Consider the following 13,088-nt stretch of genomic DNA (forward strand, 5'->3'; position numbering starts at 1 on the left):
GATCCATGAGCCAGTTCCAACTCAACGGGCAAGCGGTCACGGTGGACGTCGATGACGACACGCCCCTGCTGTGGGCGATCCGCGACACGCTCAAGCTCAAGGGCACCAAGTTCGGCTGCGGCATCGGCATGTGCGGCGCCTGCACGGTGCACTTGAACGGCCGCGCGATCCGCTCGTGCGTGACGCCGGTGCGTGCCGCCTACGGGCAAACCGTCACCACCATCGAAGGGCTTTCGCCCAGCGGCGACCACCCGCTGCAGAAGGCGTGGATCGCCACCCAGGCACCGCAGTGCGGCTACTGCCAGAGCGGGCAGATCATGCAGGCGGCCACGCTGCTGCGCGATTTCCCCACGCCCACGGACGCGGACATCGACCAGGTGATGGGCGGCAATCTCTGCCGCTGCATGGCCTACCCGCGCATCCGCGAGGCGATCAAGCAGGCCGCTGCCGAGATCCAGGGAGCGAGCCATGAATAAGTTCCTTCGCCACGATCCGGGCACCGATGCGCCCGCCTCGCCGTCGCGGCGCAGCTTCCTGATCGGCGCCGCCGCGGCCGGTGGCGGCCTGATGATGGCGTTCGCCCACGCCTCGGTGCTGCTGCCGGGACAGTCACCCGCCCAGGCATTGGCCAGCGGCGGCTACGACCCCAATCTGTGGGTGCACATCGCGCCGGACGGCACCATCACGGTGAACGTGATCCGCGCCGAGATGGGCCAGCACGTGGGGACCGCGCTCGCGCGCATCCTCGCCGACGAACTGGAGGCGGACTGGTCGCAGGTGCGCATCAACCACGTCGACACCGACCCGAAGTGGGGCACGATGGTTACCGGCGGCAGCTGGTCGGTGTGGCAGAGCTTTCCGCAACTCAGCCAGGCCGGTGCGGCCGGGCGCATCGCGATGATCGAGGAAGGCGCCCGCCTGCTCGGCGCCAAACCCGCCGCCTGCACCGCGCGCAACAGCGCCGTGCATGCGGGCAGCCGCTCGGTGAGCTACGCGCAGATCGTGCAGGCCGGCAAGCTCGCGCGCACGTTCTCGGCCGATGAATTGAAGGCCATGCCGATCAAGCCGCCGTCCGAACGGCGCCTGGTCGGCGTCGACACCGCCGCGCTCGACGTGCCCGGCAAGACCAACGGCAGCGCCGTGTACGGCATCGATGCCGAAGTCGATGGCATGCTCTACGGCGCGCCGAAGATCCCGCCCACCCGCAACGGCTCCAAAGTCGTCGCGGTGGACGACAGCGACGCCAAGTCGGTGAAGGGCTACCTGCGCTCGATCACGCTGGAGGATCCTTCGAACACCGTGCCCGGCTGGGTGGTGGTGCTGGCCGATTCCACCTGGGCGGCGATGCAGGCGGCCGCCAAGGTCAAGGTGACCTGGCAGAACGACGACACCGCCAGCGTCTCGGACAAGGAGCTGGAGGACGAATCCAACCGCCTCATCGCCGACCCCAAGGCCGGCTCCACCGTGGTGGACGACGAGGGCGTGGACGCGGCGTTCGCCAACGCCGCCTCGGCGCTGGAGCAGCGCTACACCACCGCCGCCGTGAGCCACTTTCAGCTGGAGCCGGTGAACGCATTGGCGCTGGAGAAGGACGGCATCTGGGAGATCCACACCGGCAACCAGTGGCAGTCGCTGATCCTGCCCACCCTGGCCAAGGCGCTGGGCGTGGACGAGAAGCAGGTGGTGATGCGCACCTACCTGCTCGGTGGCGGCTTCGGTCGCCGGCTCAACGGCGACTACTCGGTGCCGGCAGCGCTGGCCGCCAAGGCCGTGGGCAAGCCGGTGAAGCTCACCCTGACCCGCGCCGACGACATGCGCTTCGACTCCTTCCGCTCGCCCTCGGTACAGCGCCTGCGCATGGCGTTCGACAAGGACGGCCACGTGGTCGCCATGCAGCATGACGCGGCCGCCGGCTGGCCGACCAAGGTGCTGGTTCCGGGCTTCATGCCCAAGGGCAAGAACGGCGAGCCGTACGATCCGTTCTCCATTTCCGGCGCCGACCACTGGTACTCCGTGGGCAAGCACCGCGTGCGCGCGCTGTCGAACGATCTGGCCAACCGCGCGTTCCGCCCCGGCTGGCTGCGCTCGGTGGGCCCCGGCTGGACCAACTGGGCGCTGGAGAGCTTCATGGACGAGGCCGCGCACAAGGTCGGCGCCGACCCGGTGCAGTTCCGCCTCAAGCTGCTCGACGCCACCGGCAAGAACGCCGGCAACGCGCCCAACGCGGTGGGCGGCGCGGCGCGGCAGGCGGCGGTGGTGAGGCACGTGGCCGAGATGGCCGGATGGGGCCGGGGCCTGCCGGCCGACACCGGGCTGGGCGTTGCCACCAGCTTCGGCCAGGAACGCGACATGCCGACCTGGGTGGCCTGCGCCGCGCGGGTGAAGGTGGACCGCGCCACGGGCAAGGTGACGGTGGAAAAACTCTTCCTCGCCGTGGACGCCGGCACCGTGGTGCATCCCGACAGTGCACTGGCGCAGGTGCAGGGCGCTTCGCTGTGGGGCCTGAGCATGGCGCTGCACGAGGGCAACGCGTTCGACAGCGGACAGATCCGCGACACCAACCTCGACCGCTACACCCCGCTGCGCACGATGGACGTGCCGGCGCTGGCGATCGAGTTCCTGCCCAGCACCGAGGTCCCGGTCGGGCTCGGCGAACCGGCCACCACGGTGGTCGGCCCGGCGATCGGCAATGCGATCTTCGCTGCCACCGGCGCACGGCTGCGGCACATTCCGATCCGCCCGGAGGATGTGCTCAAGGCGCTGAAGCAGAAGGCCTGAAAAGCATCGGCAGGCGCAGACCCTGTAGGAGCGCACCCTGTGCGCTCCTACGGTGGATGTCAGGCGGCGAGTTTTTCGATCAGCGCGTGGGCGAACGCCGGAATGTCACCCGGCTTGCGGCTGGTGATCAGCTGGCCGTCGGCCACCACTTCGCGGTCGTGCCACTGCGCGCCGGCGTTCTCCAGGTCCTGGCGCAGCGACGGCCACGAGGTGACCTTGCGGCCCATCACCAGGCCGGCGTCAATCAAGGTCCACGGGCCGTGGCAGATCGCCGCCACCGGCTTGCCCGCGTCGCCGAACGCGCGGATGAAATCGATCGCCTCCGGCTTCAGCCGCAGCTTGTCCGGATTGATCACGCCGCCGGGCAGCAGCAGCGCGTCGAAATCGCCGGCCGTCGCCTTGCCCAGCGCCAGGTCCACCTTCACCGAGCCGGCCCAGTCGCCGCCGGTCCAGCCCTTGATCTGTGCGCTGTCGCCCGGGGCGATCACGGTGACCTCGGCGCCGGCTTTTTCCAGCAGGCGCTTGGGCTCAGTCAGCTCGGAATGCTCGAAGCCGTCGGTGGCTAGAACGGCGACGCGGCGGCCTTTCAGGTTCGACTTGCTCATGGATGGCGTTCCTCGGGGTGGGAAAGAAGCGACAGCATGGCGGGCCCGGCATGGCGCTCGTGTCGCCGGGGCGTGACCCTGCCGTGAGCGCCACGCTTGCCGCGGCGCGCCGTGCTGTTGCCATGCACGTGCTCCACACTGCACGCCAACGCAGTCGGGAAAACGCCGTGATGGACGCGCAGTACATCCTCGCCATCGACCAGGGCACCACCAGCTCGCGAGCGATCCTGTTCGACCGCGCCGGCCGCATCGTGGGGATGGCACAACGCGAGTTCGCCCAGCTGTTCCCACAGCCGGGCTGGGTGGAGCACAACCCGCGCGAGATCATGACCAGCGTGCTCACCACCGTCACCGAGGTGATGAACAACACGCAGGTGCCCGCCTCGGCGATTGCCGGCATCGGCATCACCAACCAGCGCGAGACCACCGTGGTTTGGGACCGGGCCACCGGCCAGCCGATCCACCACGCCATCGTGTGGCAATCGCGGCAGACCCGCGACATCTGCGACGCGCTGAAGGCCGCGGGCCACGAGCCGATGGTGCGCGCGAAGACCGGCCTGCTGATCGACGCGTATTTCTCCGGCACCAAGGTGAAATGGATCCTCGACCACGTCGACGGGGCACGCGAGCGCGCCCGCCGCAGCGAGCTGGCGTTCGGCACGGTCGACAGCTGGCTGATCTGGAACCTCACCGGTGGCAAGGTGCACGTCACCGACGTGAGCAACGCCTCGCGCACGTTGATGTTCAATATCCACACGCAGGACTGGGATGACGAGCTGCTGGCGATGCTCGACGTGCCGCGGGCAATGCTGCCCGCGGTGCGGTCCTCCAGCGAGGTCTACGGCCACACCACGCCGGAGACCTTTTTCGGACACGCGGTGCCGATCGCCGGCGTGGCGGGCGACCAGCAGGCGGCGCTGTTCGGCCAGGCCTGTTTCGAGCCGGGCATGGCAAAGAACACCTACGGCACCGGCTGCTTCATGCTGATGAATACCGGCGACAAGGCGGTGGCTTCCGCCAACGGGTTGCTGACCACCATCGCCTGGGGCATCGACGGCAAGGTGGAATATGCGCTCGAGGGGGCGATCTTCGTCGCCGGTTCGGTGGTGCAATGGCTGCGCGACGGGTTGCGCATGCTGGGCAAGTCCAGCGACTCGCAGGCCTATGCCGAACGCGTCGGCGACAACGATGGCGTGTATATCGTGCCGGCGTTCGTCGGGCTGGGCGCGCCTTACTGGCGCAGCGACGTGCGCGGCGCGGTGTTTGGCCTGTCGCGCGGCACGCGCAAGGAGCATTTCGTGCGCGCCGCGCTGGAATCGATGGCCTACCAGACCCGCGACGTGCTCGCCGCGATGCAGGCCGATGCCGGCATCGAGCTGAAGGAACTGCGCGCCGACGGCGGCGCCATCGCCAACGACTTCCTCGCCCAGTTCCAGAGCGACATCCTCGGCGTGCCGGTGCTGCGGCCGGACGTGGCCGAGACCACCGCGCTGGGCGCGGCGTATCTCGCCGGGCTGGCCACGGGCTTCTGGAGCAGTCGCGAGGAAATCGCGCAGCAGTGGGCGCTCAACCGCCGCTTCTCGCCGTCGATGCCGAAAGAGCGACGCGAGGCGCTCTATGCGGGATGGAGCATGGCGGTGCAGGCGACGCTGGGGTTCCGGGTCTAGCCTGAAAAGACGCCCGCGCGCCGGTTCTGCGGTGGGCAACTGCTTTGGCCGCCTTGCGCCGTCTCGGCGCGATGTTCCCGATACGCAGGAACCTCCGAAGCCGTCATTCCCGCGAAGAGCTTTTCAACAGCCGCAGGCTGGTCAAGCGGGAGGCGCTTTTCAACGGCGAATGCCGGTCATCCACTGAGCTCTGATGCAGGAAGTCAAAAATGGATTCCCGCTTCCGCGGGAATGACGCCGAGGTGGAATGAGGGTCCGCGAAGGACAACCGGCTTCGATCAGGACCGCCCCAGGGGAACGCCGCCGATGCGCTCCTGCGCGAGCCCCCTGAACGTCGAACGGACCGTCAGCGCTTGGGCTGCAGCAACGTGCCCGTGCAATTGGGCGCGCCGCACAGGCACTGCCACAGCTTCTTCAGCCGCGCGGTGTACGGCACGTCGAGCACGATGCCGTAGTTGTAGGTGAGCTCCTCGCCCGGCTTGATCGTGCGGATCGCCTCGATCAGCACCTTGTCCTTGCGCGGATCGCCGCTGGCGCTCTCTTCGATCACCGCGCGGCAGTTCGGGTTGCAGCTGTGGTTGATCCAGCGCGCCGTGTTGCCCTTGCGGTTGGCGTCGATGATGTAGTCGTCGTTGAGCGTGAACAGGAACGTGTGCCCGGTCTCGCCGCCGTCGCCGTACATCTCGTCCGCCTCGGCGTGGGTCATCAACGTGCCCTTGTACTGGACGACTTCCTCGCCCTTGCGGATGACCTCGGTGGCGAACACGCCGTTGCCGTGGATGGGCGAGCGACGGGCGATGAAACGTGCGGGCATGCGGACGATCCAGTGATGGGTAAACGCCGATGATGCCCGTTCGACGTGATCGTTGAAACCGCGGCGCGACGCGCGCCGGCGCCTCGATCGCGGCTGCGACATCCCGCGCACGCCCGCGGCGGTTTCGGCCGCCACGCAAAGATGGTTAGAATCTAGCATTCAAACGATCGTTTGGAGAAGCCGTGATGCGTCTGCTGCGCTGGATCGTCCCCGCCGTGCTTGCCCTGGGCCTGATCGCCTGCGGGCCGCCGCGCAAGAGCGTGTTTCCGCCAGCGCTGAGCATCCAGCAACTGCAGGTGCAGCCCAGCGGCACCTGGCACCTCACCGTGCGCATCCAGAACAACAGCTACGGCGAGATGGACTTCACCGCGATCGAAGGCACGCTGCAGGTGGCCGAGCTGGTGCCGGTGCGCCTGCACGGCACGTTCAAGCGCGACATTCCTGCCCTGTCCGGCGACATCGTCGAACTCGACGTGCTGCCCACGCCGGACATGAGCAAGGCGCTCGCCGCCACCGCGGCCAAGGGCAGCGGCGGTTCGCTCGCCTACCGCGTCAGCGGCAGCGCCACCGCCAAACCCGAACAGGAAAAGCAGCCGCGCAACTTCGACTTCAGCGGCAACGACTGGCTCTCGCCGGTCCCCGGCATCCCCGGCACATTCCGCTGATCCCCCTCCGCTTCCACGCATTCCACCGAAGGACATCGCCATGACGCTTTACAAGGCCCCGCTCGACGACCAGCGCTTCGCCCTTTTCGACGTACTCGGCGCCGAAGCCGTGCTGACCGGCCTGGAAGGCGGCGAAGGCCATACCCGCGACCTGCTCGATGCCGTACTCGAAGAAGCCGGCAAGCTCTCCGAACAGGTGCTGGCACCGACCAACTGGCCAGGCGACGTCGAAGGCTGCCACTACGACAAGGCCACCCGCACGGTCACCACGCCGAAGGGTTTCAAGGAGGCGTTCAAGGCCTTCGCCGAGGGCGGCTGGGCCGGCCTCACCATGCCCGAGGCCTACGGCGGCCAGGCACTGCCGGTAGTGATGGGCACCGCCACCACCGAGCTGTTCCAGTCGGGCAACCTGTCGTGGAGCCTGTACCCGCTGCTGTCGGAAGGTTCCTGCCACGCCATGGAGCTGCACGGCGAGGAGTGGCATCGCCAGCTCTACATGCAGCCGATCGTGGAAGGCCGCTGGACCGGCACCATGTGCCTCACCGAGCCGCAGGCCGGTTCCGACCTCGGCCTCTTGAAGACCCGCGCCGAGCCCGCCGGCAAGGGCCTCAACGATGCCGACCTGTACAAGATCACCGGTACCAAGATCTTCATCAGCGCGGGCGAACACGACCTCACCGAGAACATCGTGCACCTGGTGCTGGCGCGCCTGCCCGACGCCCCGGCCGGCAGCCGCGGCATCTCGATGTTCATCGTGCCGAAGTTCAAGGTGAATGCCGACGGCTCGCTGGGCGAGCGCAACAACGCGTTCGCCGGCGCCATCGAGCACAAGATGGGCATCAAGGGTTCGGCCACCTGCGTGATGAACTTCGACGGCGCCGAGGGCTACCTGATCGGCAAGCCGCACAAGGGCCTGATGGCCATGTTCACCATGATGAATGCCGCGCGCCTCGCGGTGGGCGTGCAGGGCCTGGCGCTGGCCGAACGCGCGCTGCAGAACAGCCTCAACTACGCGCGCGAGCGCCTGCAGTCGCGCGCGCTGTCGGGTGCCAAATTCCCCGACAAGCCGGCCGACAACCTGCTGGTGCAGCCGGACGTGCGCCGCATGCTGCTGACCCAGCGAGCCTTCGTCGAAGGCTCGCGCTTGCTGGTGCTGTACAACGCGCTGCAGGTGGACATCGAGGCGCGTGCCAAGGACGAGGCCACCCGCCAGAAGGCCAGCGAGCTGGTGGCGTTCCTGATCCCGATCTCCAAGGGCCTGGTCACCGAGCTGTCGATCGAGTGTACCAAGGAGGCGCTGCAGATCTACGGTGGCCACGGCTACATCGGCGAGAACGGCATGGAGCAGTTCGCCCGCGATGCGCGCATCACCACGCTGTACGAAGGCACCACCGGCATCCAGGCCGCCGACCTGCTGGGGCGCAAGATCCTCCAGCTGCAGGGCGTGGGCTTCAGGCACTTCCTGGAGGAGATCAGCGGCTTCTGCCAGCAGCACAGCGCCGACGAGTCGCTGCGCGCGCTGATCGGCCCGCTCGCCGTCTACGCCAAGCAGTGGGGCGACATGACCATGAAGCTGGCCCAGCGCGCGCAGACCAACCCGGAAGAACTCGGCGCCGCCGCCACCGACTACCTGTACTACTCCGGCTACATCACCCTCGCCTACCTGTGGGCCAGGAGCGTGGCCGCGGCCGACAAGAGCAGCCAGCCGGCCGCGTTCAAGCAGGCCAAGCGCGACACCGCCAGCTTCTACTTCAGCCGCATCCTGCCGCGCTGCCTGGTGCACCAGGCCGGCATCGAAGCGGGCGTGGCGACGCTGCCCGAGATTGCGTAAGCAGCCGCCGCACGCACCTGAAACGCCCGGCATCGCCGGGCGTTTTTTCTTGCGCCATGAACGAGCACTTCGCCCCTTGTTGCGCAGCCGAAGCGATTGCTAGGCTGCCGCAAATCAAAGGGGAAATGCCCATGCGTCGGATGGCCGTGCTGTTCGCCTGCCTGCTCACCTGCACCGGCGCCCTGGCGACGTCGACGCTGCAACCGGGCGACACGCCGCCCGACGCGCTGGGCGTCACGCGCGACGGCACGCACCTGACGCTGTCCTCGATGCGCGGCAAGGTGGTGGTGGTGAGTTTCTGGGCCACCTGGTGCGGCTACTGCATGAAGGAGCTGCCGACCCTCGCCAACATCCAGCAGGTGGCGACCCAACGGCACCTGCCACTGCAGATCGTGGCGGTGAACCACATGGAAAGCGTGCGCACCTTCGCCACCGTCGCGCGCAACATGCACCGCATCCTGCCCGACCTGCTGATGAGCCGGGACGGCGACGGCTCCGTCGGCAGGCCTTACGGCAGCGACGACGGCATCCCGGTGATGGCGATGTTCCAGCGTGACGGCACCCTCGTGCACCTGCACGTGGGGTACGACGAGAGCGATCTGGACGGGATCCTGGCGGAGATCAACGCGCTCGTCGCGCAGCAGCCGGCGGCACCCGGCGCGACGCAGGCTCCCGCCTCGCCCTGAAGCCAGCGATAGGTCGGCAGCGGCTTCTTGTCACAGGCCGGCGGGTTGCCGCGCCGTGCGATCATCCCGCGCCGTCGAATCACTGAAGCGCTGATCCTTGTCCATCCTGCGTCGCCCACGTCGCCCGATCGCCTGGCTTGCCATCGTCGCCCTGTGGCTGACGATCGTGGCACCCGTGGTGTCGCAGACGCTGGCCAGTCCGCTGGATGCGCTGGTGAGCATCGGCTGGTGCGGCCCGCATCACGATGACGGCACGCAGTCGCCGCCGGCCGGCCACCTGCTGGAGAAGTGCGGCTACTGCGGGCTGTTGTCCGGCCACTCGATCCTGCCCGATTCACCGCCGCTCCTGTCGGCCGGGCCGTCGCTGTCCGGCCTGTGGCTGGCGATGCCCGAGCCGCCTGCGCGAAGCAGCATCGTTCTGCTGGCCGCCGAGCCGCGCGGGCCACCACTGGCAGTCGCGCACGTCTGAGCCACGCACCGCCGGCGACTGATCGCCGCTGCCAGCCTGCGCGGGCCAGCGGGCGCAGCACGCCAGCCCTCTCGTGACCGTTCGGCGGACCGGGCCTGTGCCCGGCATCCGCACGCTGCCGACTCCAGGATTTCCATGACTCATGCACCGCTAGCCGGGCGCGCGTCCGCGCGCCTGCACTCTCTTCGTCGCCTGCGCCCGCTGGGCGCGCTGATCGCCACCGCGCTCGTCGGCCCGGCACTTGCCGCCGATGCCGTGCCCGCTCAACAGATGGCCCCGGTGGTGGTCACCGCGCCAATGCAGGACAGCCCACTCACCGTCGTCACCGACCCGAAGGCGCCGCGCCAGCCGGTACCGGCCAGCGACGGCGCCGACCTGCTCAAGAGCATTCCCGGCTTCTCCACCATCCGCAAAGGCGGCAGCAACGGCGATCCGGTGCTGCGCGGCATGAGCGGCTCGCGGCTCGGTATCCAGATCGACGGCGGCCTGATCGGCGGCGGCTGCCCCTCGCGCATGGACCCGCCGACCGCCTACATCGCGCCGGAACTCTACGACCGCGTCACCGTGATCAAGGGGCCGGAGACGGTGCTCTACGGCCCCGGCAACTCCGCCGGCGTGGTGCGTTTCGACCGCAACTTCAGCCGCTACGCCGAGCCCCGCTACAGCGTGGACGCCAGCGTGCTCGGCGGCTCGTGGGGCCGCAACGACCAGAACCTGGACCTTCGCGCCGGCGCGCCGTCAGGCTACCTCGGCGTGAGCGCCAACCACACTCACTCGCAGGACTACGAGGACGGCGACGGCCAGCGCGTGCACTCGCGCTACGACCGCTGGAACGTCGATACCACGCTGGGCTGGACGCCGACCGACGACAGCCGGCTGGAGCTGGCAGTGGGCAAGGGCGACGGCCAGGCCGCCTACGCCTTCAGCGCCATGGACGGCTCGCAGTTCCTGCGCGAGAGCGCGGCGCTGACGTGGACCCAGCAGCACCTCACCACGCACTGGGACGAGCTCGAAGTGCAGGCGTACACCAATTACGCCGACCACGTGATGGACAACTACACGCTGCGCCAGCCCGACCCGGCCAGCATGATGCCGATGGCGATGGCCTCCAACGTGGCCCGCCGTGCCAACGGCGGACGCATAGCCGGCACCTGGCGTTGGGACGATGTGGCCCTGGTGGCGGGGCTGGACGGCTCGGCCAACGTGCACACCGCGCGCCTCGGTGGCAAACCGGGAAGCATGCACGACTACCGCGAGCTGCCGCGCCATCGCGATGCACGCATGGCGGATCTGGGCGCATTCGGCGAACTGCGTTGGGCCGTCGCACCGCGCCAGCGCCTGATCACCGGCGCGCGGCTGGACCGAGCCCAGGCGCGCGGCTACGACCTGTCGACGGCGGCCCGCAGCGGGGGCATGGGCGGCATGGCCGCAGCCACCGTGGATGCCGACCGCTCCTCCACCCTGCCCGCCGGTTTCGTGCGCTACGAGCGCGACCTCGCCTCGTCGCCGACCACGTTGTACGCCGGCATCGGCCACGTCGAGCGCTTCCCCGACTACTGGGAACTGTTCGGCCGGCATGTGGACGTGTCGCTGCCGGGCTTTCGCCGGCTCGCTCCGGAAAAGACCACCCAGTTCGACATCGGCGTGCAGTATCGCGATGCGCGGCTGAAAGCCTGGGTCTCCGGCTACGCCGGCGTGGTGCAGGACTTCATCCTGATGCACTACCCGATGAGCGCGATGGGCAGCGGCACCGCCAGCAACGTGCGTGCGCGCATCGCCGGCGGCGAAGCGGGCGTGAACTACGCCTTCGACGCGCACTGGAGCGGCGACGCCACGCTCAGCACCGCCTGGGGCGAGAACCGCAGCGAGCACCGGCCGCTGCCGCAGATGCCACCGCTGGAAGCGCGCTTGGGCCTCACCTACGCGCGCGACGCGTGGTCGATCGGTGGCCTGTGGCGACTGGCCACCGCGCAGCATCGCGTGGCGGTGGGCGAAGGCAACATCGTCGGCCAGGATCTCGGCCCCAGCGCCGGCTTCGGCGTGCTTTCGCTCAACGGCAGCTACCGGCTCGGCCAGCACCTCACGCTGAGCGCCGGCATCGACAACCTGCTGGACAAGGCGTACGCCGAGCACCTCAACGCGGCGCCGCAGGGCCTGGTCGGCTACGTCAACACGGTGCGCGTGAACGAACCCGGCCGCACCGGCTGGCTCAAGCTCGCCATCCATCTCTGATCGAGATCGGCCTGATCGAGATCGGTCTGATCGACATCCGTCTGATCGACATCAGAAACCGGGCACGCCGCGCGGCGTAGCGTGCCCGCATCCATCGAGGAATCGCCATGCTTCGCCCGTCCCGCACCCTTGTTTCCACGGCCATCGTGACGCTGGCCATCCTGCCGGGCCTTGCCGGCGCCTGCTCCACCTGCGGCTGCTCGCTCAATTCCGACTGGGCGAGCCAGGGCTACGCCACGTCCAGCGGCTTTCACCTGAGCCTGCGCGAGGACTACTTCAACCAGTCGCGGCTGATCGAAGGATCACACCGCATCGCCGTGGGCAGCATCGCCCTGCCCAGCGATGAAGAACTGCAGCGCAAGACGATCAACCGCAACACCCTGCTGGGCATCGACTACAGCTTCAATCGCGCCTGGGGGTTGTCGGTGCAGCTGCCGTGGTTCAGCCGTTACCACGAGACGTGGCCGGAAGGCGAAACCACACTGTCGTCGTCGGACGGGCGGGGCATCGGCGACGTGCGCGTGCTGGCCCGCTACCAGGGCTTCAGCCCGGATGCGGGCGTGGGCCTGCAGTTCGGCGTGAAGCTGCCCACCGGCACGTTCAAGCAGCCGTTCAATGCCGGCACCGCCGCGGGCGAGCTGCTCGACCGCGGCCTGCAGCGCGGCACCGGAACCACCGATGCGCTGCTCGGCGTGTACAAGTTCGGCTACCTCGGCGAGTCGGTGGGCTACTTCGCCCAGGCGATGGCGCAGGTGGCGCTGAACGCGCGCGGCGGCTTCCGCCCCGGCAACTCGCTCAACGTGAACCTCGGCCTGCGCTACCTCGACGCCGGCATCGTCACCCCGCAGCTGCAGCTCAACCTGCACGGCGAGCAGCGCGAGAGCGGCGCGCTCGCCGACCGCGCCAACAGCGGCGCGACGCTGGCCTACCTCAGCCCGGGGCTGGGGTTGAAGCTCGGGCGCCGGCTGGAGGCGTTCGTGTTCCTGCAGTTGCCGATCCACGAGCACGTGAATGGCGTGCAGATCGAACCGGGCCGGCTGTGGTCGGCCGGCCTGCAATACCGGCTGTAGCCCGCGCGCAGGGGGACCGCCGGCGCGGATGCCGGAATCCCTCGCCGCCCCAAGGCGCCGTCAATCGAGACGACCGTTTGCGTGCCGGCGGTCGCGCCGCATCGGGCTAGCCGGTCTTGGGCACCGGCACGATGACGCGCAGTTCGATGATGACCGGCTCGGTGGGCTCGCCGTCGGGCCGATCATCGTCGTCGTGCGGACCCTTGGGCGGATGCCGCGGATCGGCGCGCAGCGGCGCCGGGGGTTCGGGCCGGGTGGGTTTGGTCGCCAT

Annotated in this window: 12 protein-coding genes; 9 read left to right on the forward strand and 3 right to left on the reverse strand. The window is 68.9% G+C overall.

Annotated features, from left to right (window positions below; genetic code table 11):
- Positions 1–5: 5 nt before the first annotated feature.
- The gene (locus ISP17_RS08455) at positions 6–476 is read left to right on the forward strand and encodes a (2Fe-2S)-binding protein (protein WP_404632043.1); all 471 of its coding nucleotides are present in this window, start codon (positions 6–8) and stop codon (positions 474–476) included.
- Positions 469–2,778, forward strand: coding sequence for a xanthine dehydrogenase family protein molybdopterin-binding subunit (locus tag ISP17_RS08460; protein ID WP_404632045.1), 2,310 nt, complete (start codon positions 469–471; stop codon positions 2,776–2,778). The genes ISP17_RS08455 and ISP17_RS08460 overlap by 8 nt, the downstream gene beginning before the upstream one ends.
- A 59-nt stretch (positions 2,779–2,837) precedes the next feature.
- On the opposite strand, the gene ISP17_RS08465 is transcribed toward ISP17_RS08460, so the two are convergent.
- The gene (locus ISP17_RS08465) at positions 2,838–3,383 is read right to left on the reverse strand and encodes a type 1 glutamine amidotransferase domain-containing protein (RefSeq protein ID WP_404632047.1); all 546 of its coding nucleotides are present in this window, start codon (positions 3,381–3,383) and stop codon (positions 2,838–2,840) included.
- A gap of 170 nt (positions 3,384–3,553) precedes the next feature.
- Here ISP17_RS08465 and glpK point away from each other — a divergent pair, with 170 nt between their 5' ends.
- Positions 3,554–5,050 (forward strand): glycerol kinase GlpK, encoded by a 1,497-nt coding sequence (gene glpK, locus ISP17_RS08470; RefSeq protein WP_404632049.1) that lies wholly within the window; start codon positions 3,554–3,556, stop codon positions 5,048–5,050.
- Between the two features lie 346 nt (positions 5,051–5,396).
- Here glpK and ISP17_RS08475 read toward each other — a convergent pair whose 3' ends face one another.
- On the reverse strand, positions 5,397–5,864 hold the full coding sequence (locus tag ISP17_RS08475) for an SET domain-containing protein (RefSeq protein ID WP_404632051.1): 468 nt from the start codon (positions 5,862–5,864) through the stop codon (positions 5,397–5,399).
- A 185-nt stretch (positions 5,865–6,049) separates the two neighbouring features.
- Between ISP17_RS08475 and ISP17_RS08480 the strand changes: the two genes are divergently transcribed.
- The 6 genes from ISP17_RS08480 to ISP17_RS08505 all read left to right on the forward strand — a co-directional run bounded on the left by ISP17_RS08480 (position 6,050) and on the right by ISP17_RS08505 (position 12,817).
- Entirely contained in the window at positions 6,050–6,529 is a 480-nt protein-coding gene (locus ISP17_RS08480; RefSeq protein WP_404632677.1) for a hypothetical protein, read from the forward strand.
- Positions 6,530–6,569: 40 nt separating this feature from the next.
- Positions 6,570–8,360, forward strand: a complete 1,791-nt coding sequence (locus ISP17_RS08485; RefSeq protein WP_404632053.1) for an acyl-CoA dehydrogenase C-terminal domain-containing protein — start codon at positions 6,570–6,572, stop codon at positions 8,358–8,360.
- Positions 8,361–8,491: 131 nt separating this feature from the next.
- Positions 8,492–9,046 carry a TlpA family protein disulfide reductase gene (locus ISP17_RS08490; protein WP_404632055.1) on the forward strand — a complete coding sequence of 185 codons (555 nt, stop codon included), beginning with the start codon at positions 8,492–8,494 and terminating at the stop codon, positions 9,044–9,046.
- Positions 9,047–9,143: 97 nt separating this feature from the next.
- Positions 9,144–9,515: a DUF2946 domain-containing protein gene (locus ISP17_RS08495; RefSeq protein ID WP_404632057.1), complete on the forward strand. Its 372-nt coding sequence runs from the start codon at positions 9,144–9,146 to the stop codon at positions 9,513–9,515.
- Positions 9,516–9,650: 135 nt separating this feature from the next.
- Positions 9,651–11,747: a TonB-dependent copper receptor gene (locus tag ISP17_RS08500; protein WP_404632059.1), complete on the forward strand. Its 2,097-nt coding sequence runs from the start codon at positions 9,651–9,653 to the stop codon at positions 11,745–11,747.
- 107 nt (positions 11,748–11,854) lie between these two features.
- Positions 11,855–12,817 carry a hypothetical protein gene (locus ISP17_RS08505; protein ID WP_404632061.1) on the forward strand — a complete coding sequence of 321 codons (963 nt, stop codon included), beginning with the start codon at positions 11,855–11,857 and terminating at the stop codon, positions 12,815–12,817.
- A gap of 106 nt (positions 12,818–12,923) precedes the next feature.
- Here the strand turns inward: ISP17_RS08505 and ISP17_RS08510 are convergent, their stop codons facing one another.
- Positions 12,924–13,088, reverse strand: coding sequence for a hypothetical protein (locus ISP17_RS08510; RefSeq protein ID WP_404632063.1), 165 nt, complete (start codon positions 13,086–13,088; stop codon positions 12,924–12,926).

Source organism: Dyella ginsengisoli (assembly GCF_044904665.1).
In the GTDB taxonomy this organism is placed as follows: domain Bacteria; phylum Pseudomonadota; class Gammaproteobacteria; order Xanthomonadales; family Rhodanobacteraceae; genus Dyella_A; species Dyella_A ginsengisoli.

What these genes read in the sequence shown, in the direction of transcription:
- ISP17_RS08455 (WP_404632043.1), top strand. Translation starts at nt 6, where the DNA reads ATGAGCCAGTTCCAACTCAACGGGCAAGCGGTCACGGTGGACGTCGAT.
- ISP17_RS08460 (WP_404632045.1), top strand. Translation starts at nt 469, where the DNA reads ATGAATAAGTTCCTTCGCCACGATCCGGGCACCGATGCGCCCGCCTCG.
- ISP17_RS08465 (WP_404632047.1), bottom strand. Translation starts at nt 3,383, where the DNA reads ATGAGCAAGTCGAACCTGAAAGGCCGCCGCGTCGCCGTTCTAGCCACC.
- glpK (WP_404632049.1), top strand. Translation starts at nt 3,554, where the DNA reads ATGGACGCGCAGTACATCCTCGCCATCGACCAGGGCACCACCAGCTCG.
- ISP17_RS08475 (WP_404632051.1), bottom strand. Translation starts at nt 5,864, where the DNA reads ATGCCCGCACGTTTCATCGCCCGTCGCTCGCCCATCCACGGCAACGGC.
- ISP17_RS08480 (WP_404632677.1), top strand. Translation starts at nt 6,050, where the DNA reads ATGCGTCTGCTGCGCTGGATCGTCCCCGCCGTGCTTGCCCTGGGCCTG.
- ISP17_RS08485 (WP_404632053.1), top strand. Translation starts at nt 6,570, where the DNA reads ATGACGCTTTACAAGGCCCCGCTCGACGACCAGCGCTTCGCCCTTTTC.
- ISP17_RS08490 (WP_404632055.1), top strand. Translation starts at nt 8,492, where the DNA reads ATGCGTCGGATGGCCGTGCTGTTCGCCTGCCTGCTCACCTGCACCGGC.
- ISP17_RS08500 (WP_404632059.1), top strand. Translation starts at nt 9,651, where the DNA reads ATGACTCATGCACCGCTAGCCGGGCGCGCGTCCGCGCGCCTGCACTCT.
- ISP17_RS08505 (WP_404632061.1), top strand. Translation starts at nt 11,855, where the DNA reads ATGCTTCGCCCGTCCCGCACCCTTGTTTCCACGGCCATCGTGACGCTG.
- ISP17_RS08510 (WP_404632063.1), bottom strand. Translation starts at nt 13,088, where the DNA reads ATGGCGACCAAACCCACCCGGCCCGAACCCCCGGCGCCGCTGCGCGCC.